Below are 21019 nucleotides of genomic sequence, written 5' to 3' on the forward strand. Positions count from 1 at the left end.
TCACGTGATGTTTGGGCCGACGTGGCCCGGAGGCGGCGGGTCCTGCGCGGCCGGCGGCGGTCCGTCCTTTAGTAGCGGCGGGTTACCGTTGCCATCGGGCATTCGAAGTGGCGGCCCGCGGCGAGTCCGACGTCGTTGAGGTAGCGGACAATGATGGCGTAGGACTGCATCAGCGTGGTTTCCGTGTACGGGACCTGGTGCTTGGCGCAGTACTCGCGGACGATCTTGGCGGCCTGGTGCAGCTGCGGGCGGGCCATGTCCGGGAAGAGGTGGTGTTCGGCCTGGCGGTTGAGGCCGCCGAGCAGGATGTCCATGAAGCGGCCGCCCGAGATGTTCCGGGACGTCAGGACCTGGCGGCTGAAGAAGTCCACCCGGCTGTCCGCCGGCAGCACCGGCATGCCCTTGTGGTTCGGCGCGAAGGACGCGCCCATATAGAAGCCGAACACGGCGAGTTGGACGCCGATGAAGGCGAACGCCATGCCCAGCGGCAGGAAGGTGAACGCGAGGACCGGCAGGAGGCTGAGCCGGACCGCGAGGATCGGGATTTCGACCCAGCGGTGCGTGACCTTGGCCCGGCGGACGATGAATTTCACGGAATCGATCTGCAGTCCCAGGCCCACCAGGAACAGGAGCGGGAAGAAGAACCAGCCCTGCTTGCGGGTCAGGAACGCGAGGCGTCCCTGGCGGTCGGCTACGGCTTCGGGGTGGAAGGCGATGGGGCCGGGCGCGATGTCCGGGTCCTTGGAGATGACGTTCGGGTGGTTGTGGTGCGCGCCGTGCTTCTGCTCCCACCAGGAGTAGCTGATCCCGGCCACGGAGGTGGCGAGCAGGCGTGCTGCCCAGTCGTTGGCACGGCGGGACGCGAAGATCTGCCGGTGCCCGGCCTCGTGGGCGAGGAAACTCAACTGCGTGCAGATGATGCCGAGGGCGGCGGCGATCAGGAGCTGGAACCAGCTGTCACCGATCAGCGCGAACCCGAACCAGGTGGCGGCCATCAGGAGCACCAGGCTGGCGAACACTGTGATGTAGAACCCGACGCGCCGTTCGAGGAGGCCGGCCGTCTTCACGCTCTTGAGGAGTTCCGAATAGCTCAGGACGACGGCGTTGGGCTGCCGGACCCGCGATGGCGGCCGCGCCGGCGTTTCGGCGGGAAGGGTGGAAGTGGCGGTCATAGGGCGCTTGCCTCGTCACGGTTACGGGCAACGCTGCAGCTGACATTCGCAGCTGCACGGTCTGGATCACCCTTTACCAAGCATACGCCCCCGGGTTTCCGCGGCGGGCCGTTCGGGAGCTTTGGACACACGCCCATCGATGCATAAATATCGGCATCTATGCATACTCTTGCTGTATAGTCGTGCTTATGACTATTTCTGTTGCCGTTTCCGGGGCTAGCGGCTATGCCGGCGGCGAGGTCCTGCGGCTCCTCGCCGGTCATCCCGACGTCACCATCGGCGCCATCACGGCCCACAGCAACGCCGGTTCCAGACTAGGGGAATTGCAGCCGCATCTCCATGGCCTCGCGGACCGGATTCTCGAAGACACCACCGTGGATAACCTGGCCGGGCACGACGTCGTGTTCCTGGCGCTTCCGCACGGGGCATCCGGGGAGATCGCGGCGCAGCTGCCCGCCGGGACCCTGGTCATCGACGCCGGCGCGGACCACCGACTCGAGGACCCGGAGGCCTGGGAGAAGTTCTACGGATCGGCCCACGCCGGAACCTGGCCCTACGGACTCCCGGAACTGCCCGGCCAGCGAGATGCCCTCCGCGGCGCCACCCGGATCGCCGTCCCCGGCTGCTACCCGACCTCGGCCCTGCTGGCCCTCACTCCCGGCTTCAGCAACCAGTTGCTGGAGGGCGACGACGTCGTGATCGTCTCCGCCTCCGGCACCTCAGGGGCCGGCAAGGCTGCCAAGGTCAACCTGATCGGCGCCGAAGTCATGGGCTCCATGAGCCCCTACGGGGTCGGCGGGGGACACCGGCACACCCCCGAGATCGAACAGGGACTCTCCAAGGCGCTGGGGTCCCCGGTCACCGTCTCCTTCACGCCCACGCTGGCACCGATGAGCCGCGGCATCCTCACCACGGCGACCGCCAGGGTCCGGCAGCAGCCAGGCCGCAGTGTCACTGCCGCAGACCTGCGTGCCGCCTGGGCCGAAGCCTACGACGACGAACCGTTCGTGCACCTGCTCCCCGAGGGGCAGTGGCCCTCCACGAAATCGGTCCAGGGATCGAACCACACGGTCATGCAGCTCGCCTTTGATGAGCACACCGGCCGCGTGATCGTGTGCTGTGCCATCGACAACCTCACCAAGGGGACCGCCGGCGGGGCCGTGCAGTCCATGAACCTAGCCCTCGGCCTGGCGGAAACCGCCGGCCTCAACCTCCAGGGAGTCGCACCGTGAGCATCACCGCACCGCAGGGATTCCGCGCCGCCGGCGTGACGGCCGGGCTCAAGGCTTCCGGCAAGCCGGATGTGGCCCTCGTGGTCAACGACGGCCCGTCCAAGGCCGCCGCGGCGGTCTTCACGTCCAACCGCGTCGCAGCGGCCCCCGTGCACTGGTCCCGCGAAGTGGTCAAGGACGGCCGCGTGGATGCCGTGATCCTCAACTCCGGCGGCGCCAACGCCTGCACCGGGCCCCAGGGGTTCCAGAACACGCACACCACTGCGGAGAAGACCGCCGAGGTCCTCGGCGTCTCCGCCACCGACGTCGTGGTCTGCTCCACCGGACTGATTGGCGAGCAGCTCCCCATGGAGAAAATCCTGGCCGGGATCGGTTCCGCCACCGCGGCCCTGGCCGCGGACGGCGGCCCCGCGGCGGCAACCGCGATCATGACCACGGATTCGGTGTCCAAGCAGGCCGTCTTCACCGGCACGGCCGCGGACGGCACGCAGTTCACCATCGGCGGCATGGCCAAGGGCGCCGGCATGCTGGCCCCGGGCCTGGCCACCATGCTGGTGGTCCTCACCACGGACGCCGACGTCCCGCCGGACGTGCTCGACGCCGAACTCCGCAACGCCACGCGGCTCACCTTCGACCGGGCGGACTCGGACGGCTGCATGTCCACCAACGACACCGTGGTGCTGCTCGCCTCCGGCGCCTCCGGTGCCGCGCCGTCCGCCGCCGACTTCGGCGCCGGCCTGACCCAGGTCTGCGCCGAGCTGGCCCGGAAACTGATCGGCGACGCCGAGGGCGCCAGCCACGACATCGCGATCCGGACGTTCAACGCCGCGAGCGAGCGGGACGCAGAAGTCGTCAGCCGCGCCGTCGCCCGCTCCAACCTGTTCAAAACCGCGATCTTCGGCAAGGACCCCAACTGGGGCCGCGTGCTGTCCGCCGTCGGCACCACCGATGCGGCCTTCGATCCGGACCAGCTGAACGTGTCCATGAACGGCGTGCAGATCTGCCGCAACGGCAGCATCGGCGATGACCGGAACCTCGTGGACCTCGAACCGCGCGAGGTCCTGGTCGAAATCGACCTGCAGGCCGGTACGGCCGAGGCAACGATCCTCACCAACGACCTCACCCACGACTACGTCCACGAAAACAGCGCCTACTCCAGCTAATCCCCCCCCGGAGGGATGAACAGTAGGGACGAACAGAGGACGAACAGCATGAACACCCAGACCCGAGAGACCACCTCCCAGTCCGACGCCCGGGACAAAGCCGCCACGCTGATCGAGGCGCTGCCCTGGATCCAGCGCTTTGCCGGCAGCACCATGGTGATCAAGTACGGCGGCAATGCCATGGTCAACGACGAGCTCCGCCGCGCCTTCGCCGAGGACGTCGTGTTCCTGCACCACGTCGGCATCCACCCCGTGGTGGTGCATGGCGGCGGCCCGCAGATCAACGCCATGCTCAGCCGGCTCGGGATCGAATCCGAATTCAAGGGCGGGCTGCGCGTCACCACGCCCGAGGCCATGGATGTGGTCCGGATGGTCCTCACCGGCCAGGTGGGACGCGAACTCGTGGGTCTGATCAACTCCCACGGCCCGTACGCCGTCGGGATGTCCGGCGAAGACGGCGGCCTGCTCCGCGCCGTCCGCACCGGCACCGTGGTGGACGGCGAAGCGGTGGACCTCGGCCTGGTGGGCGAGGTGGTCGGGGTGAACCCGGAAGGGATTGTGGACATCCTCGCGGCCGGCCGGATTCCCGTGATCTCCACCGTCGCCCCGGAGATCCACGACGACGGATCCACCACCGGTCAGGTACTTAATGTGAACGCGGACACGGCGGCGGCCGCGGTCGCGTCGGCCCTGGGTGCCTCCAAGCTGGTCATCCTGACCGACGTCGAGGGCCTCTACGCCAACTGGCCGGACAGGTCATCGCTCATTTCGTCGCTGACGGCGTCGGAGCTGCGCGAGATGCTGCCGCGCCTCGAGTCCGGCATGATCCCGAAGATGGCGGCGTGCCTGAAGGCCATTGACGACGGCGTCGAGCGCGCCCACATCGTGGACGGCCGCCTGCCGCACTCGATGCTCCTGGAAACCTTTACGACCGCCGGCATCGGCACCCAGGTCGTCCCCGACGAGGAAGTGAACGCATGAACGAAACTGTAGGCGTGAGTCCGACCGGCGATGGGGCCCCCGCCCGCTTCGCGGTGCCCGACCACACCCGGGCCCCCATCGCCGGCTCGGCCCCGACAGCTTCCGTTATGACTGGGAAGAGCAGTGGCGCGCAGTGGCTGTCCCGCTACTCCTCCTCCCTGCTGGGCGTCTTCGGCACCCCGCAACGGGTCCTGGTCCGCGGCGCCGGCTGCCTCGTGTGGGACGCCGACGGCAAGGAATACCTGGACCTGCTCGGCGGCATCGCGGTGAACGCCCTCGGCCACGCCCACCCGTTCGTGACCTCGGTGATCTCCAGCCAGCTGGCCACCCTGGGCCACGTCTCGAACTTCTTCACGAGCCCCACCCAGATCGCCCTGGCCGAGAAGCTGCTGGAACTGTCCAAGGCCCCGGCCGGCTCCAAGGTGTTCTTCGCCAACTCCGGCACCGAAGCCGTCGAGGCGGCCTTCAAACTGGCGCGCCGTAACAGTGGCGCGAGCCAGTCCGCGGCCGCGGAGAATATTGTCGCGGAAAGAACAGCGAAGCCGCGCACCAAGATCATCGCGCTCGAAGGCGCCTTCCACGGGCGCACCATGGGTGCCCTCGCGCTGACCTCCAAGGAGGCCTACCGGGCGCCGTTCGCGCCGCTGCCCGGCGGCGTCGTGCATGTCCCGTTTGGTGACATCGAGGCCCTCCGCGCCGCCATTGATGAGACCACTGCCGCCGTCTTCCTCGAACCGATCCAGGGCGAGGCCGGCGTCCGGCCGCTGCCTGCCGGCTACCTCAAGGCGGCCCGCGAGGCCACGAGCGCGGCCGGCGCCCTGCTGATCCTCGACGAGGTCCAGACCGGCATCGGCCGCACCGGCAAGTGGCTGGCCAGCGAGGACGCCGGAATCGTGCCCGACGCCGTGACCCTCGCCAAGGGCCTGGGCGGCGGCTTCCCGGTCGGCGCGCTCGTCACGTTCGGCCCGGAAACGTCTGCCCTGCTGACCGCCGGCCAGCACGGGACGACATTCGGCGGCAACCCGGTGGCCACCGCCGCCGCCCTCGCCACCCTGCACGTCCTGGAAAACCAAGACATCCTGGCCCACGTCCGGAACCTGGGGGAGCATCTGCGCGCCGGCCTCACCGGAATCGCCGGCGTGACAGAGGTCCGCGGCGAGGGGCTGCTGATCGGCTTCGACCTCGACGCCGACGTCGCCCCGGGCGTCGTGGCCGCCGGCCTCGACGCCGGGTTCATCGTCAACAGCCCGGGCCCGCGCACCATCCGGCTGGCGCCCCCGCTGATCCTGACCACCGAGCAGGCAGACCTTTTCCTGGCCGCCCTGCCGGCACTGCTCGAGACCGCCAAGACCAACGCTGCAAAGGACGCCAAGTGACCGCCGCCGTGACCGCCTCAGTGCCCACCCGCCACTTCCTCAAGGACACGGACCTCAGCCCGGCCGAGCAGGCCGAGGTCCTCGAGCTCGCCGTCCGGATGAAGGCCGCGCCCTACAGCGTGCAGCCCTTCGCCGCGGACGGCAACGGCCGCCGGACGGTGGCCGTCATCTTCGACAAGACCTCCACCCGGACCAGGGTCTCCTTCGCCACCGGCATCGCGGACATGGGCGGCAACGCGCTCATCATCAACCCCGGCGAGGCGCAGATCGGGCACAAAGAATCGGTCGAGGACACCGCGAAGGTGCTCGAACGCATGGTCTCCACCATTGTGTGGCGCACCGGCGCGCATGCCGGGCTCGTCGCCATGGCCGAGAACTCCCGCGTTCCGGTCATCAACGCCCTGTGCGATGACTACCACCCATGCCAGCTCCTGGCCGATCTGCTGACGGTCAAGGAGCACAAAGGCTCGCTCCAGGGCCTGACCATGGCCTACCTGGGCGACTCGGCCAACAACATGGCCAACTCCTACCTGCTGGCCGGCGTGACGGCGGGCATGAACGTCCGCGTCGCCGGGCCGGAAGGCTACCTGCCGTCGCCGGAGATCATCGCCGCCGCCGAGGACCGTGCCGCGGAGACCGGCGGCTCGGTGCTGGTGACGGTTGACGCCGCCGAAGCGCTCCTGGGCGCCGACGTCGTCGCGACCGACACGTGGGTGTCCATGGGCCAGGAGGCGGAGAAGGAAGCGCGGATGAAGCTGTTCCGCGCCTATTCCGTGGATGCCGACGCGATGAAGCTCGCGGCGCCGGACGCCGTCGTGCTGCACTGCCTCCCGGCCTACCGGGGCTACGAGATCGCCGCGGACGTCATTGACGGCCCGCAGTCGGTGGTCTGGGACGAGGCCGAAAACCGGCTGCACGCGCAGAAGGCACTCATGGCCTGGCTCATGCACCGCTCCGGTCTGGCAGTGGTTGACGGTCTGGCGCCACTCGATGGGCCGGCACCGGTGGGCGGCCCGGCCTGATGTCCGTCCAGCCAGCCTCTCCTGGGGCCAGCCCGGCCACCAAGACAGCCCGGCAGGCGCGGATCACGGCGATTCTCACGGGCGAATCTGTCCGTTCCCAGGCCGAGCTCGCGGCGCTGCTCGCGGACGACGGCGTCCAGGTCACCCAGGCCACGCTGTCACGCGACCTCGTGGAACTCGGCGCCGTCCGGGTCCGCGGCAAAGACGGCGTGCTGGTCTACGCCGTCCCGGGGGAGGGCGGCGAACGGGCGGCCAAGAGCGGCGTCACGCAGGAAATCCTCGACGCCCGGCTGACCCGGTTGTGCGGGGAACTGCTCGTCACCGCCGAGGCCTCCGCCAACCTCGTGGTGCTTCGGACCCCGCCGGGCGCCGCGAACTTCCTGGCCCTCGCCATCGACCACTCCGTGATGCCCTCGATCCTGGGCACCATCGCTGGGGACGACACCGTCCTGCTTGTCACCCGGGACCCCCTGGGCGGCGCGGACATCGCCGCACGCTTCCTGCAGTTCGCCGAGGAAGCCGGCCAGTAAGCCACACCATGAGCCCTTCACAGGACCGGGCACCCGGGGTGTGTGACAGGCTTGCAACAGACAGATTTTTCCCAGACTTAAAGCATCACCAAACAACTAAGGAGCATTTCCGTGACTGAGCGTATTGTTCTGGCCTACTCCGGTGGCCTGGATACTTCCGTAGCCATCGGCTGGATCGGTGAAGCCACCGGCGCCGAGGTCATCGCCGTGGCGGTCGACGTCGGACAGGGCGGCGAATCGCTGGAGACCATCCGCCAGCGCGCGCTGGGCTGCGGCGCCGTCGAGGCCTACGTCGCCGACGCCAGCGACGAGTTCGCCAACGAGTACTGCGTGCCCACGCTGAAGGCCAACGCCCTCTACCAGGGCCACTACCCGCTGGTCTCGGCCATCTCCCGCCCGGTGATCGTCAAGCACCTGGTCAAGGCCGCCCGCGAATTCGGCGCCACCACCGTCGCCCACGGCTGCACCGGCAAGGGCAACGACCAGGTCCGCTTCGAAGTCGGCATCCAGACCCTCGGCCCCGACCTGAAGTGCATCGCCCCGGTCCGTGACCTCGCCCTGACCCGCGACAAGGCCATCGCCTTCGCCGAGGAAAAGGGACTGCCGATCGAGACCACCAAGAAGAACCCGTACTCGATCGACCAGAACGTCTGGGGCCGCGCCGTCGAAACCGGCTACCTCGAGGACATCTGGAACGCCCCCACCAAGGACATCTACGACTACACCGCCACCCCGGAATTCCCGCCGGCACCGGATGAGGTCACCATCTCCTTCGAGGCCGGCGTCCCGGTCGCGATCGACGGCGTCAAGGTCACCCCGCTGCAGGCCATCAAGGAACTCAACCGCCGCGCCGGCGCCCAGGGCGTGGGCCGGATCGACGTCGTCGAGGACCGCCTCGTGGGCATCAAGTCCCGCGAGATCTACGAGGCACCGGGCGCCATGGCGCTCATCACCGCGCACAAGCACCTCGAAGACATCACGATCGAGCGCGAACAGGCCCGCTTCAAGGCGACCGTCGGCCAGCGCTGGGCCGAGCTGGTCTACGACGGCCAGTGGTTCTCGCCGCTCAAGCGCTCCCTCGACGCCTTCATCGAGGACACCCAGAAGTACGTCTCCGGTGACATCCGCATGGTGCTGCACGGCGGCCAGGCAATCGTCAACGGACGCCGCTCCGAGACCTCGCTCTACGACTTCGACCTTGCCACGTACGACACCGGCGACACGTTCGACCAGTCGATGGCGCGCGGCTTCATCGAGCTGTGGGGCATGTCCGCCAAGGTTGCCTCCGGCCGCGACATCCGCGTCGCAGGAGAGTAGCCCCTGTGGCTGAGTCGGAAACCACTAAGTCTGAGGCGACAAATACGGGAGCGCTGTGGGGCGGCCGGTTTGCCGGCGGCCCCGCGGACGCCCTCGCCGCGCTGAGCAAGTCCACGCACTTCGACTGGCGGCTGGCCCGCTACGACATCGCCGGGTCCAAGGCGCACGCCCGCGTGCTGCACAAGGCCGGGCTGCTGGACGACGCCGAACTCGACGGCATGCTGGCCGCCCTGACGCAGCTGGATGAGGACGTCGCCTCCGGCGCCTACCTGCCGGCCGAGTCCGATGAGGACGTGCACGGTTCGCTCGAGCGCGGCCTGATCGAACGTGCCGGTACCCAGCTCGGCGGCAAGCTCCGCGCCGGCCGGTCCCGCAACGACCAGGTGGCCACCCTGGGACGGATGTTCCTGCGCGATCACGCCCGGATCATCGCCCGCGGCGTGCTCGCCACGATTGACGCTCTCGTGGACCAGGCCAAGGCGCACCAGGGCGTGGCCATGCCTGGCCGCACCCACCTGCAGCACGCCCAGCCGGTCCTTCTCAGCCACCACCTGCTGGCCCACGCATGGGCGCTGCTGCGCGATGTGCAGCGGCTGGCCGACTGGGACAAGCGCGCCGGGGTTTCGCCCTACGGCTCCGGTGCCCTGGCGGGCTCCTCGCTCGGCCTGGACCCCGAGGCCGTCGCCGCGGACCTCGGCTTCTTCTCGGCGACGCACAACTCGATCGACGGCACCGCCTCCCGCGACGTCTTCGCCGAGTTCGCCTGGATCACGGCCATGATCGGCGTGGACCTGTCCCGGGTCTCGGAGGAAGTGATCCTGTGGGCCACGAAGGAGTTCTCCTTCGTCACCCTGCACGATTCCTACTCCACCGGCTCCTCGATCATGCCGCAGAAGAAGAACCCGGACGTGGCCGAACTCGCTCGCGGCAAGGCCGGCCGGCTGATCGGCAACCTGACCGGGCTGCTGGCCACCCTGAAGGGCCTGCCGCTCGCGTACAACCGCGATCTGCAGGAGGACAAGGAACCGGTCTTCGACGCCGCCGACACCCTGGAGGTCCTGCTCCCGGCAGTTTCCGGGATGATCGCGACGCTGAAGTTCAACACCGAACGGATGGAAGCGCTGGCTCCCCAGGGTTTCGCGCTGGCGACGGACATCGCCGAATGGCTGGTCCGCCAGGGTGTGCCGTTCCGCGAGGCGCACGAGCTCTCCGGCGCCGCGGTCAAGCAGGCCGAAAGCCGCGGCGTCGAGCTCTGGGACCTCACGGACGAGGAATACGCCGCCATCTCGGGGCACCTGACGCCGGAGGTCCGTACAGTCCTGTCCACCGAGGGTTCGCTCAACAGCCGGAACTCGCAGGGCGGCACCGCACCGGCCGCCGTCGAACGCCAGCTGCTGGCCCTCGAGGGCGAGCTCGCCGGCGTGCGGGAGTACGCCGGCTAGCCAGCACACGCGAGAGGGGCCACGCGGGCAGGGTTCCCTGGCCGAGCTTGCGAGGCTAGGGTGCCGGTGGGGAGTTCCGGCAGCGTCTCGGCCGACGCTCCTGCATTGCCTGCAGGAGCGTCGGCGGATTTCCTGCCAAAAGTGAGGGAGCGTTTGGCGTTTGCCGCCGAAAACTCCCCGCTAGCATTGCGACATGAGCGAATCGTTCCGCCAACTGCTGCGTGCCCTGCCAGACTTCCCGGAAGTGCTCCCGGACTTCGACCCGGGGGCGGCGCCCGCGGACCCCGCGGAGCTGTTCCGGCTGTGGCTGGACGAGGCCCTGGCGGCCGGGGTGCCGCAGCCCAATGCGTGCAGCCTGGCCACCGCCGATGAGCACGGCCGGCCGTCGTCGCGGATGCTGATCCTGAAGGACATCGACGCCGACGGCTGGCACTTCGCCACGTCCCGGAAATCCCGCAAGGGCAAGGAGCTCACGGCCAACCCGCACGCGGCGCTGAACTTCTTCTGGCAACACCAGGGCCGCCAGGTGCGGGTGGCCGGGGACGTCGTGGAGCTGTCCGCGGAAGCCTCGGCCGCCGACTGGCGGGCCCGGCCCGGCGCCGACGACGGCGAAAATGCAGACAATGAAAACACAGACTGGCAGCTCTACGCCATCCGGCCCCGCGAAATCGAATTCTGGCAGGCCCGGCACGACCGCCGGCATATCCGGCACCGCTACGCGCCCCGCTGACCGGGCAACGCTCAGTTAATCCGACTTAATCGGGTGGCTCGGTTTAGGATGGGCGCCATGACCTCAATCACACCAGATAACCTTCGGGCAGAACTGCACCGCGCCGCCGGAGTCGTGGCCGGAATCGCCGCGAAACTGACGGAGCAGGACATCAAAGCGCCGTCGGAACTGCCCGGCTGGAGCCGCGGGCACGTGCTGGCCCACATCTGCGGGATTGCCAACGCGATGGCCCGGCAGCTCGAATTTGCCGCCCGCGGCGAGGGTGTCGAACTCTATGACGGCGGCTTCGAGGGGCGGAACCGCGCCATCGAGATGGCGGCCGGCCACAGCCTCGGGCAGCACCGGGCCGACCTCGACGCAGCGTTGGACCGGGCCCTGCGCGCCTTCGACTCCCTCGACGCGGCCGGCTGGCGTGAGCCCATCACCTACCGGGGAGGAGTCGTGTTCGACGGCGGCCTGGCACTGTGGCGCGAACTCGTCATCCATGCCGCCGACCTCGGCACCGGCCACGGACCGGAAACCTGGAGCCGCCCGTTCTGCGGGCACCTTTTCGATTTCCTCTCCGCGCGGGTACCCGAGGGCCAGCGCTTCGTGCTGCAGCCGCTCGGCCTGCCCGCGGTGGCCATCGGGAGCGGCGGAACATCGACCGTGATCAACGGCATGCTCACGGACATCGCCGCGTGGCTCGCCGGCCGCAACCCCACCCTCGGCAGCCTGCGCGCCACCGCCGCGGCCGACGGCGTCGACCTTCCGAAGCTGCTGCCCTGGCCTGCCGGCGTTCCGGTCAACAACTGAGCCCGCCCGGGCCGGGCGGGCTACGGAATAAGGCTCAGGGCCGTGCCGTCGCGAGGGCTGCTTCGCGTTCCCGGTCCAACAGGCTGCCCTTGACGGCCAGCCCCCAGCGGAAGCCGCCCAGCGTCCCGTCGGTGCGGATGACGCGGTGGCAGGGAACAAACAGGGCCGCCGCATTGAAGGCGCAGGCACTGGCGGCCGCCCGGACGGCCTTGGCGTTGCCGGACAGCTCCGCGTACTCCGTGTAGGTCACCGGGCGCCCCGGCGCGACCGTGCGCAGCACGTCCCAGGCATGGCTGCGGAACGGCCCGGACTTCTGCAGCACCGGCACCCCCATGGCAGGCTCCGGATCGCCGGCATAGAACGCCTCCACGGCCTCGGAGATCTCGCCCAGCCCGGTGACGGTCTCGAATCCGGCCGGAAGCAGGTCAGCGTGGATCTGGCCGGTCAGCTCGCCGGGAACGGCGGTCCAGCCCGACGACAGGACAGCCCCGTCCCGGGCAATGATGGTGAACGGACCGTCCGGGGTGGACATGGTCAACAGCTGGGCTTTCATGGTTTCGCTTCCTTCAGAGACTGCTTCGGAGTCTGCTTGTGGTTCTGCGTTGGAGCCTGCCTCGGCGGCAGGGACGGCTTGCGCGCCGCGGCCTGGGCAGCCGCTGCTGCGCGCCACAGGTGCATGGTGGCGTAAGAGCGCCAGGGGCTGACCTCACGGAAATCCGGGGCGAGGGTGGCGCCGTCGGGTGTCTCGGCGAGTGAACGGATGCCATTGCGGACCGCGGCGTCGTTGGCCAGGAACACATCCGGCGCGCCGATGACCCGCATCGCGACGTATCCCACGGTCCACGGCCCGACGCCGGCCAGGGGCAGGAGTTTGGCCTCCAGCCCCTGCACGTCATCGCCGTAGCCGAAATCGAGGTCGCCCGAGGCCATCGCCGCCGCGGCGCCCCGGACAGCATCGATGCGCCGCTGCGGGCCGCGGAGAAGTTCGAAGCCGGTCCCGGCGATCTGTGCGGCCGTCGGGAACAGCCGGTGGAGGCCGTCATCGGGCACCAGGCTCGTGCTCCCGGCCGCGGAAAGCTGGACCAGGGCGGTCCGCGCGGCGGCCACGGTGATCTGTTGGCCGATCATCGCCCGGATCAGCAGTTCCTGCGGATCAACGGCGCCGGGCATCCGGATGCCCGGCGTGAGCGCCACCGCGGCGGCCAGCCGGGAGTCGGCCTCGAGGGCGGCATCGATGGCGACCGGATCGGCGTCCAGGTCCAGCAGCCGGCGGACCCTGCTCAACAGGGCGGCCAGATCCCGGAGGTCGACGGCGCCGATGGTCAGCACGAGCGGACGCCCGGCCGTGCCGGCGTCGTAATCCACCCGGAAGCGGGCATCGCCGTGCATCAGCCGCAGGGTCCGGGCGTAGGAAGTGGAGGTACCTTCCTCGATCCCGGGGATGGCGCGGACGGCCAGGAAATCAAAGACGCCCGGGTCGAACGGTTCGCGGTACGGAAGGTTGAGCGTGAGCGCTGTGGTGGCCGCGGGGGAGCGGTGATGCCTGGCTGTGGCCCGGAGCGCGGAAGGCGTCATCGCAAAGACCTCGCCGATGGTCTCGTTGAACTGGCGCACGCTGCTGAATCCGGCGGCGAAGGCGATGTCCGAGACTTTCATGGCGGTGGAGACCAGCAGGGTGCGGGCGGTCTGGGCGCGGCTGGCCCGCGCCAGGGACAGCGGGCCGGCACCGAGTTCGTGGCTGAGGATCCGGTTGAGCTGGCGCGAGGAGTATCCGAGCCGGGCCGCGAGCCCCTCGACGCCGTCGCGGTTGATCACGCCGTCATTGATGAGCCGCATGGCCCGGCCGGCGATATCGGAGCGCACGTTCCAGGCCGGCGTACCCGGCACGGCCTCGGGCAGGCAGCGTTTGCACGCACGGTAGCCGGCGTCGTGCGCCGCGGCGGACGTTTCATAGAACGTGACATTGTCCGCCTTGGGCGTCCGCGCGGGGCACGATGGCCGGCAATAGATGCCGGTGGTCCGGACAGCTGTGTAGAACTGCCCGTCGAAGCGGGTGTCCCGGGCATCGATTGCCCGGTAGCGCTGCCAGAAGTCCATCACCCCATCCTGCCAGCTTCGCGGAGCAGCTGCTAGCGGAATTCGGACACGGCCTACCTCACCTTTGGCGGTGTTTGTTAAAGTCTGAGCATGACTTCCAGCCCGCTTCCTGCCAAGTCCGGCACGGAGTCCGGCGCGGCCGTGTCCGTCCGCGAGCTGCTCTCGGCCGATGCCCGGCACGTGGCGCCGCTGATCCTCGGCGCGGTCCTGACGCACGACGGGCCCGGCGGATCCGTCTCGGTTCGGATTACCGAAGTGGAGGCATACCTGGGCCCGCATGATTCGCACCACCCTGACCCCGGGTCCCACACCTTCCGCGGCCAAACGGCCCGCAACGCCCCGATGTTCGGCCCGGCCGGCCACCTCTACGTGTATTTCACGTACGGGATGCACCATTGCGCCAATATCGTGTGCGGGCCCGAGGGCGTGGCGTCGGCGCTCCTGCTGCGGGCCGGCGAAGTGGTCGCGGGGCATGAACTGGCGAGGGCCAGGCGGCCGACGTCGAAATCGGATGTCGACCTCGCGAGCGGGCCTGCCCGGCTGGCGACCGCGCTGGGACTGACGACGGCGGACAGCGGGCGGGATGCCCTCGCGCCGCCGTTCCGGCTGGAACCGGCCGCGCACCCGCCGGAGGGGGTCGCCGCGGGCATCAGCTCCGGTCCGCGCGTCGGCGTCTCCGGCGACGGCGGCAGCCACGAGTACCCCTGGCGGTTCTGGCTCAGCGGCGACCCGACCGTCTCCCGCTACAAGGCGGCAAAGCCGGCAAAGGCGCCAGGCGCCCGCGGCGCGTGAGGCAGCGGGCACTGTGTGCGCCTCGTTCCCGCGCGCTGATGCCGGAGCGTGCGGTGGGGGATGATGGAGCATTATGGGCGAGGGGAAGCGCGGAAAACCGGGCAGCGAGCTCGAGCGGCTCCAGATCTTCGCGGAGCTGGCCGCCGAGTACTTCCGCATGGTGGAACTGTTCACCCCCGACGGCGTGCAGGTCGCGGCGGACTCCGTCGAGGCAGAGCGCCGGCACTGGATTGAGCTCTTCCGCGCGGCCCTGCTGCGCAAATTCATCGTTCCCGAAGAACACGTTTCGCTCAAACTCGTGGTGCGGGCGCTGCGCCTGTGCAACTACTCGGCGGACTCCCGCCTGGCCCAGGGCGCAGCGGAAACGGCCGGGATGTTCACCAACGGGATGATCCGGGACCGCGAGGCGCTGATGGCCGAAATCGCCCTGGCCGACCATGACTTGTTCGAGGACGTCCTCTATGGACGGCTCCTTCACGGTGACGCCGACAGGTTCCGCCGGTCCGGATGGGCCGGGGACTACGCCCGGCTGAGCCGCGTGGCGGCCGGGCGGTTCGACGCCGAGCGCGCGCTCCGAAAAGCGCTGAACATCGTCAACTACGGGCTTGCCAACGGACTCCTGCGCCCGCCGGAACCGGACTCCGTGCCTCCAGATGCCGTGCCCCCAGATGCCGGGCCTCCCGTTCATCCGGACGCCTTGCCGCCACCGGCGGGGGATTAGGGGTTCCAAGTTGCTGCGGAGCTGCCCAGTGAATAGTCGGCGCCGACGGCGAAGGGGGCGAGCCGGCGCCGCAGGTCCTCGCGCACGTGCGGCCACTCCTGCGAGAGGATCGAGAAGACGGCCGTGTCCGCTCGTCCCCCGCCTGGCGCCGCGCGGTGGCCGCGGAGGACCCCCTCGAATTGTGCGCCGAGCCGTTCGATCGCCGTCGCACTCCTGGTGTTGCGGGCGTCGCAGCGGAAAGCCACCCGGTCCACTTCCAGTACCTCATAGGCGTAGGCGAGGAGCATGTGCTTGCTCGCCGGATTGACGTGGCTGCCCCAGAATTGCCGCCTGTAGAATGTTCCGCCGATTTCCAGGCGTTGCTGGTCCGGAACGTAGTCGCGGAGGGACGTCGTGCCCAGCAGGGCGCCGGTGCGCCCGTCCGTGACTGCGAACGGGATGGTGGCGGGATCCTCCAGCCGTGACCGGAACAGCGCCGCCAGTTCGAGGGCAGTCGCAGGCATCGGTGCCGCCATGCCTGCCCACATGCCGGCGTCCACAAAATCGAAGAGGCCCGCCGCATGGTGCGGGGCCAGCGGAACCAGCCGAACCCCATGGCCGGAGAGGACGATTTCGTGTCGCATTCGAGCATTCAATCACCGGCGGGATGGACAGGAGCGGCGAATCCGGCACCGACAGCGTGAACATTGGATGGCCGGTGGGTTGCCGCGGGCCGCCGGGACGGGAGGCCCGGGAAGCTTCCGGCTACCAGCCAGTAAGGTGGATGGGTGAATCAAAGCGACCCGAACCAGACGACGACTGCAATGCCGGTGGATGAGCTGATCAAGAGCCTGTGCGCCACTATCCCGGACTATCCCAAACCCGGCGTCAGCTTCAAGGACCTGACCCCGGTCTTCGCCGACGGTGCCGCCTTCGGGGCCGTCGTCGATGCCCTGGTGGGACCTTTCCAGGGCCAGTTCGACGCCGTCGCCGGAGTGGAGGCCCGCGGCTTCCTGCTCGCGGCGGCCGCCGCCTACGCCACCGGGACCGGGGTCATCACGGTCCGCAAGGCCGGCAAGCTTCCGCGCGAGGTGTTCTCCGAGGACTACGCCCTGGAGTACGGCACCGCCACCCTTGAGCTGCACACCACGGACCTGGCGCCGGGGAGCCGGGTGCTGATCCTCGACGACGTGCTCGCCACGGGCGGCACGCTCGGCGCCGCGGCGCGGCTCTTCGAGCGGTGCGGGATCCACGTGGCAGGCATCGGTGTGGTCATGGAACTCGACGATCTTGGCGGCCGCACAGCCCTGACCGGCCACAACGTCCGGTCCCTGCTGCGGATTTAGCGGGCCTGCCGGGCTGGACCATCCGGGCCGTGTCGGTAGAATTCCCTGACGAAGACTGCCTTGGCATCGTTCGGCGACATGCAACAGCCGTGCCGCCGAAATGGCTGTAGAATGGTGGGTCTGTCTTTTTCGATAGGGGAACGTTCGATGCACGACGCTGATTTGGCCCATGAACGCGACTATGTGGCCGGACTTTACGCCCGGCTCGATGAGTTGCGGGCGGAGAAGCGCACCCAGCTGGCCCAGGTGCGCCGGGCCGGTGCCGTGGGCACCATGCAGAACGTTTCCGAACGTGATGCCTTCGCCGCCCTCTACGAGGACCGCCTCGCCCAGCTCGACGCCGTCGATGACCGGCTCGTGTTCGGCCGCCTGGACCTGGATTCCGGGGAGGCCCAGTACATCGGCCGCATCGGCCTGACCACCGAGGACCTGCAGCGGCTCATGGTGGACTGGCGTGCGCCCGAGGCCGGCCATTTCTACCAGGCCACGGCATTCGACCGGCAGGGCGTCCGCCGCCGCCGTCACCTGATCCTGCAGGGCCGCGAGGTCAAGGCAATCGAGGATGACGTGCTCGACGCCGACATGCTCGCCGACAACGATTCGCTACAGGGCGAGGGTGCCCTGCTGGCTGCCCTGAACTCCAAGCGGACGGGCCGGATGTCAGACATCGTCGGCACCATCCAGTCCGAGCAGGACCGGATCATCCGTTCCTCCATCTCCGGCGCCCTCGTGGTCCAGGGTGGCCCGGGCACGGGCAAGACCGCTGTCGCCCTGCACCGCGCCGCGTACCTGCTCTACACGCACCGGGACCGGCTCAAGAGCGCCGGCGTCCTGCTGGTGGGGCCGACGTCGTCCTTCATGAAGTACATCGAACGCGTGCTGCCCTCGCTCGGCGAGACCGGCGTCGTCATGGCGAGTCTGGGCCGGCTGATGCCCGGCATCACCGCCGTTGCCGAGCCGGACTCCGCCGTCGCCGCCATCAAGGGCCGGCTCGACATGGCCGAGGTGGTCGCCAACGCCGTGGCCAACCGGCAGCGCATTCCGGCCGGAAACCGGACCCTTGAGGTGGACGGCCGCAAACTGGTCCTCACGCCCAGGCAGGTCCGCCGCGCCAAGGAGAGGGCGCGCGCCACGGGCAAACCGCACAACGAGGCCCGCGTCTCCTTCGTCAAGATCCTGCTCCGCGAATTGACCGAGCAGATGACGGAGCTGGTGGAGGCAGGCAACATCGGCAACAACGCCGACCGCTCCTACCTGGCCGAGGATGTCCGCTCGGCCCGGGATGTCCGGATCGCCCTGAACCTGTGCTGGATGCCGATGACCCCGGAGAAACTCGTGGGGGAGCTGCTCAGCAAGCCGGCCATCCTCGAGGCATGCACCCCGAACCTCAGCCCGGAAGAACGCGCACTGCTGCTCCGTCCGGCCGATTCGCCCTGGACCGAGTCCGACGTTCCGCTGCTGGACGAGGCTGCCGAATTGCTCGGCGAACTTGATGCCGCCGCCGGGCGCGGCCTGGCGCAGCAGGAACAGGACCGGGCCCGCGACCTGGCCAACGCCAAGCAGACCCTGGTCAACATGGAAACCGCCGGCGTGGACGTCCTTGTCACGGCCGAAGACCTGGTGGATCAGAACCAGGAGCGTGAGACGCGGCTGACCGCTGCAGAGCGTGCCACCACGGACCGTTCCTGGGCCTTCGGGCACATTGTGGTGGACGAAGCGCAGGAGCTGTCACCCATGCAGTGGCGGCTGCTGGTCCGACGCTGCCCGCTGAAGTCCTTTACGATCGTGGGCGACATCGCGCAGACCAGTTCTGTTGCCGGCGCCAACTCCTGGCACAGCGCGCTGGGCCCCATGTTCGGCGACCGCTGGCAGCTCGAGGAGCTGACCGTCAACTACCGCACCCCGTCCCAGATCGCCGAGGCCGCCGCCCGCATGGCGACCGCGGCAGGACTTGTGGTTTCGGCGCCCAAGGCCGTGCGGGAAGGGCGATGGTCCCCGGTCATCGACAAAGTCGGCCAGGGCCAGATCGTCAGCAAGCTCGTCGAGGTGCTTCCGGAGGAACTGGACGCCATCGAGGGCGGCCTGCTGGCGGTCATCGCCGACGGCGGCCTTCTCCCTGAGGCCAGCGCGGCACTGCGGGCCGTGTACGGCCACCGGGTCGGGACGGGCGCCGGGAGTTATGCGCAGGACATCGTGGTGATCAGTCCCCGCGAGGCGAAGGGGCTGGAATTCGACGGCGTCGTGGTCCTGGAACCGACGGACATGCTCAATCACGAGCACGGCCGGGTGGGTGACCTGTACGTGGCCATGACCCGGCCCACCCAGCGCCTGCGGCTCATCGCCGCCGCCGGAGTCCCGGCAGGCATCGAGGAGTAGGCCGGGCCGGCAGGCGTCACCTGCGCTGCCGCCCGGTTGATCCTGCTAACTTAGATTCCGTGTCCCAGCTAAATATTCTCGATGCCCAGCAGAACGATCCCAGCTTTGCCAATATCTGGCAGGAGCTGAAATGGCGCGGCCTTGTCCACGTCTCCACGGATGAGGCGGAGCTCGAAAAGCTCCTCGCCGGCGACCCCGTGACGTATTACTGCGGCTTCGATCCGACCGCGCCGAGCCTGCACCTGGGCAACCTGGTCCAGCTGCTGCTCATGCGCCGGATCCAGCTGGCCGGCCACAAGCCGCTCGGACTGGTGGGCGGCTCCACGGGCTTGATCGGTGATCCGCGTCCGACGGCGGAACGCACCCTGAACACCAAGGACACCGTGTCCGAGTGGGTGGGCTACCTTCAGGCCCAGGTCCGTAGGTTCCTGAACTTCGAGGGCGACAACGCAGCCCGGATGGTCAACAACCTGGACTGGACGGCGCCCCTGAGCGCCATCGACTTCCTGCGCGAGATCGGCAAGCACTACCGTGTCGGCACGATGCTCCGGAAGGACGCCGTCGCCTCCCGCCTCAGTTCCGACGAAGGCATCAGCTACACGGAGTTCAGCTACCAGATCCTGCAGGGCATGGACTACCTGCAGTTGTTCCGCGACTACGGTTGCATGCTGCAGACCGGCGGCTCGGATCAGTGGGGCAACCTCACCAGTGGCACCGAGCTCATCCGCAAGGTTGAGGGCAAACACGTCCACGCCCTGGGAACGCCGCTCATCACCAACTCTGACGGCACCAAGTTCGGCAAGAGCGAGGGCAACGCGATCTGGCTGGATCCAACCATGTGCAGCCCTTACGCGTTCTACCAGTTCTGGCTCAACACGGCGGACGCCGACGTCGCGGACCGACTCAAAGTGTTCACCTTCCTGAGCCGCGCCGAGATTGAGGAACTGGAGCTCGCGATCGCCGAACGGCCCTTCGCCCGCGAGGGCCAGCGAAAGCTGGCCTACGAGGTGACTTCGCTCGTCCATGGCGTGGACGCCACCGAGAAGGTCATTGCGGCTTCCGCCGCGGTGTTCGGCAATGGCGACCTCTCCGTACTGGACGAAGCGACACTGAAGGCGGCGACCTCCGAGCTGCCCTCCGCCACGGTTGACGCCGGCGCCCTGGGCATCATCGAGCTGCTGGTCGCCTCCGGTCTGTCTGAGAGCAAGTCCGCCGCACGCCGCACTGTGGGGGAGGGCGGCGCCTACGTCAACAATGCGAAGGTGTCTGACCCCGACGCCGTTATTGCGGCCAGCGAGTTGCTGCACGGGCGCTACCTGCTTCTGCGCCGGGGCAAGAAGAACCTGGCAACGGTGGAAGTCGCCGCGTCCTGACCAGCACGGGATCCTGACCAGTACGGGATCCTGACCAGTACCGGATCCTGACCGGTACCGAAAACGCACCTGCACGCTCCTTCCCGGCCGATTTGCACGGCCGGGGAGGATCGTGTATTGTTTTCTGAGTTGCCGCCGTTGAGTGGCGACAAACCCCCACAAATGAGAAGCAATTCTTCATGCGCCAGGCGCACATAATGAAAATTGCTTCAATTATGCTGGGCGGATTCGCTCCACAAAGCGAAATTCCGATGAAAATCGCGAATTTGCAAAGTGGAAATGAATGAAATAAGATGTAAACATCGCAGCGAAGAAAAGCGGAACTAAAGAATTCATCGAAATGATGTGTTTCGGCAAGTATTCGAATGTGTCTGTTGTTTGAGAACTCAATAGTGTGCCAAGTTTGTTGATACCAATTTATTGTATTGAATTGGTTGAATTTGCCGGGCCCGCCACCCCGTGGTGTGGTCTGGTGTTTTTGGCTGGTTTCAAATTTTGTGCAGCGTGTGTGTCCCGTTTTCCCGGGGGCGCATGTTGTGTCTGTTTTACTTCAACGGAGAGTTTGATCCTGGCTC

Annotated in this window: 19 protein-coding genes; 15 read left to right on the plus strand and 4 right to left on the minus strand. The window is 68.3% G+C overall.

Annotated elements, in window-relative coordinates:
* Nucleotides 1-68 precede the first annotated feature (68 nt).
* On the minus strand, nt 69-1172 hold the full coding sequence (locus AC1D0A_RS09980) for a fatty acid desaturase family protein (protein ID WP_028277262.1): 1104 nt from the start codon (nt 1170-1172) through the stop codon (nt 69-71).
* 188 nt (nt 1173-1360) lie between these two features.
* Here AC1D0A_RS09980 and argC point away from each other — a divergent pair, with 188 nt between their 5' ends.
* The 10 genes from argC (at nt 1361) to AC1D0A_RS10030 (ending at nt 11760) form a co-directional block, all read left to right on the plus strand.
* A complete protein-coding gene (gene argC / locus AC1D0A_RS09985; RefSeq protein ID WP_243181786.1) occupies nt 1361-2404 on the plus strand; it encodes an N-acetyl-gamma-glutamyl-phosphate reductase in 1044 nt (347 codons plus the stop codon).
* Entirely contained in the window at nt 2401-3567 is a 1167-nt protein-coding gene (gene argJ, locus AC1D0A_RS09990; RefSeq protein ID WP_476945709.1) for a bifunctional glutamate N-acetyltransferase/amino-acid acetyltransferase ArgJ, read from the plus strand. Before argC ends, argJ begins: the two co-directional genes overlap by 4 nt.
* Before the next feature lie 48 nt (nt 3568-3615).
* The gene (gene argB / locus AC1D0A_RS09995; protein ID WP_243181788.1) at nt 3616-4548 is read left to right on the plus strand and encodes an acetylglutamate kinase; all 933 of its coding nucleotides are present in this window, start codon (nt 3616-3618) and stop codon (nt 4546-4548) included.
* 107 nt (nt 4549-4655) lie between these two features.
* Entirely contained in the window at nt 4656-5924 is a 1269-nt protein-coding gene (locus AC1D0A_RS10000) for an acetylornithine transaminase (protein WP_476945722.1), read from the plus strand.
* Nucleotides 5921-6946, plus strand: a complete 1026-nt coding sequence (gene argF / locus AC1D0A_RS10005) for an ornithine carbamoyltransferase (protein WP_439954148.1) — start codon at nt 5921-5923, stop codon at nt 6944-6946. The genes AC1D0A_RS10000 and argF overlap by 4 nt, the downstream gene beginning before the upstream one ends.
* On the plus strand, nt 6946-7476 hold the full coding sequence (locus tag AC1D0A_RS10010) for an arginine repressor (protein ID WP_079551248.1): 531 nt from the start codon (nt 6946-6948) through the stop codon (nt 7474-7476). Before argF ends, AC1D0A_RS10010 begins: the two co-directional genes overlap by 1 nt.
* A gap of 111 nt (nt 7477-7587) precedes the next feature.
* Nucleotides 7588-8793 (plus strand): argininosuccinate synthase, encoded by a 1206-nt coding sequence (locus AC1D0A_RS10015; RefSeq protein ID WP_028277269.1) that lies wholly within the window; start codon nt 7588-7590, stop codon nt 8791-8793.
* A gap of 5 nt (nt 8794-8798) precedes the next feature.
* On the plus strand, nt 8799-10235 hold the full coding sequence (argH, locus tag AC1D0A_RS10020) for an argininosuccinate lyase (RefSeq protein ID WP_028277270.1): 1437 nt from the start codon (nt 8799-8801) through the stop codon (nt 10233-10235).
* A gap of 193 nt (nt 10236-10428) precedes the next feature.
* Complete coding sequence (locus tag AC1D0A_RS10025; RefSeq protein WP_476945710.1) at nt 10429-10965, plus strand: pyridoxine/pyridoxamine 5'-phosphate oxidase; 537 nt, start codon at nt 10429-10431, stop codon at nt 10963-10965.
* A 57-nt stretch (nt 10966-11022) separates the two neighbouring features.
* On the plus strand, nt 11023-11760 hold the full coding sequence (locus AC1D0A_RS10030; protein WP_476945711.1) for a maleylpyruvate isomerase family mycothiol-dependent enzyme: 738 nt from the start codon (nt 11023-11025) through the stop codon (nt 11758-11760).
* A 34-nt stretch (nt 11761-11794) separates the two neighbouring features.
* Here the strand turns inward: AC1D0A_RS10030 and AC1D0A_RS10035 are convergent, their stop codons facing one another.
* Together AC1D0A_RS10035 and AC1D0A_RS10040 are read right to left on the minus strand one after the other, a co-directional pair.
* A complete protein-coding gene (locus AC1D0A_RS10035; RefSeq protein ID WP_243181791.1) occupies nt 11795-12313 on the minus strand; it encodes a methylated-DNA--[protein]-cysteine S-methyltransferase in 519 nt (172 codons plus the stop codon).
* Nucleotides 12310-13857: an AlkA N-terminal domain-containing protein gene (locus AC1D0A_RS10040; RefSeq protein WP_476945712.1), complete on the minus strand. Its 1548-nt coding sequence runs from the start codon at nt 13855-13857 to the stop codon at nt 12310-12312. Before AC1D0A_RS10040 ends, AC1D0A_RS10035 begins: the two co-directional genes overlap by 4 nt.
* A gap of 90 nt (nt 13858-13947) precedes the next feature.
* Here AC1D0A_RS10040 and AC1D0A_RS10045 point away from each other — a divergent pair, with 90 nt between their 5' ends.
* Complete coding sequence (locus AC1D0A_RS10045; RefSeq protein ID WP_476945713.1) at nt 13948-14649, plus strand: DNA-3-methyladenine glycosylase; 702 nt, start codon at nt 13948-13950, stop codon at nt 14647-14649.
* A gap of 73 nt (nt 14650-14722) precedes the next feature.
* Nucleotides 14723-15370, plus strand: coding sequence for a hypothetical protein (locus tag AC1D0A_RS10050; protein ID WP_476945714.1), 648 nt, complete (start codon nt 14723-14725; stop codon nt 15368-15370).
* Here the strand turns inward: AC1D0A_RS10050 and AC1D0A_RS10055 are convergent.
* On the minus strand, nt 15367-15993 hold the full coding sequence (locus tag AC1D0A_RS10055; protein WP_243181795.1) for a GNAT family N-acetyltransferase: 627 nt from the start codon (nt 15991-15993) through the stop codon (nt 15367-15369). The two genes, AC1D0A_RS10050 and AC1D0A_RS10055, sit on opposite strands and share 4 nt — an antisense overlap.
* 180 nt (nt 15994-16173) lie before the next feature.
* Between AC1D0A_RS10055 and AC1D0A_RS10060 the strand changes: the two genes are divergently transcribed.
* The 3 genes from AC1D0A_RS10060 to tyrS all read left to right on the plus strand — a co-directional run bounded on the left by AC1D0A_RS10060 (nt 16174) and on the right by tyrS (nt 20444).
* Nucleotides 16174-16695, plus strand: a complete 522-nt coding sequence (locus AC1D0A_RS10060; protein ID WP_243181808.1) for an adenine phosphoribosyltransferase — start codon at nt 16174-16176, stop codon at nt 16693-16695.
* 147 nt (nt 16696-16842) lie between these two features.
* Entirely contained in the window at nt 16843-19071 is a 2229-nt protein-coding gene (locus tag AC1D0A_RS10065; RefSeq protein ID WP_459384342.1) for a HelD family protein, read from the plus strand.
* Nucleotides 19072-19130: 59 nt separating this feature from the next.
* Complete coding sequence (tyrS, locus tag AC1D0A_RS10070; RefSeq protein ID WP_243181797.1) at nt 19131-20444, plus strand: tyrosine--tRNA ligase; 1314 nt, start codon at nt 19131-19133, stop codon at nt 20442-20444.
* The last annotated feature ends 575 nt before the right edge of the window (nt 20445-21019 follow it).

Source organism: Arthrobacter sp. P1_D4 (assembly GCF_056406115.1).

Bases quoted from the DNA above. Each gene is read 5' to 3' on its own strand.
- AC1D0A_RS10040 (WP_476945712.1), bottom strand. From the start codon at position 13,857: ATGGACTTCTGGCAGCGCTACCGGGCAATCGATGCCCGGGACACCCGC.
- AC1D0A_RS10050 (WP_476945714.1), top strand. From the start codon at position 14,723: ATGGGCGAGGGGAAGCGCGGAAAACCGGGCAGCGAGCTCGAGCGGCTC.
- AC1D0A_RS09980 (WP_028277262.1), bottom strand. From the start codon at position 1,172: ATGACCGCCACTTCCACCCTTCCCGCCGAAACGCCGGCGCGGCCGCCA.
- AC1D0A_RS10035 (WP_243181791.1), bottom strand. From the start codon at position 12,313: ATGAAAGCCCAGCTGTTGACCATGTCCACCCCGGACGGTCCGTTCACC.
- AC1D0A_RS10025 (WP_476945710.1), top strand. From the start codon at position 10,429: ATGAGCGAATCGTTCCGCCAACTGCTGCGTGCCCTGCCAGACTTCCCG.
- AC1D0A_RS10030 (WP_476945711.1), top strand. From the start codon at position 11,023: ATGACCTCAATCACACCAGATAACCTTCGGGCAGAACTGCACCGCGCC.
- argB (WP_243181788.1), top strand. From the start codon at position 3,616: ATGAACACCCAGACCCGAGAGACCACCTCCCAGTCCGACGCCCGGGAC.
- argC (WP_243181786.1), top strand. From the start codon at position 1,361: ATGACTATTTCTGTTGCCGTTTCCGGGGCTAGCGGCTATGCCGGCGGC.
- AC1D0A_RS10060 (WP_243181808.1), top strand. From the start codon at position 16,174: ATGCCGGTGGATGAGCTGATCAAGAGCCTGTGCGCCACTATCCCGGAC.
- AC1D0A_RS10010 (WP_079551248.1), top strand. From the start codon at position 6,946: ATGTCCGTCCAGCCAGCCTCTCCTGGGGCCAGCCCGGCCACCAAGACA.
- AC1D0A_RS10065 (WP_459384342.1), top strand. From the start codon at position 16,843: ATGCACGACGCTGATTTGGCCCATGAACGCGACTATGTGGCCGGACTT.
- AC1D0A_RS10055 (WP_243181795.1), bottom strand. From the start codon at position 15,993: ATGCGACACGAAATCGTCCTCTCCGGCCATGGGGTTCGGCTGGTTCCG.
- AC1D0A_RS10045 (WP_476945713.1), top strand. From the start codon at position 13,948: ATGACTTCCAGCCCGCTTCCTGCCAAGTCCGGCACGGAGTCCGGCGCG.
- AC1D0A_RS10000 (WP_476945722.1), top strand. From the start codon at position 4,656: ATGACTGGGAAGAGCAGTGGCGCGCAGTGGCTGTCCCGCTACTCCTCC.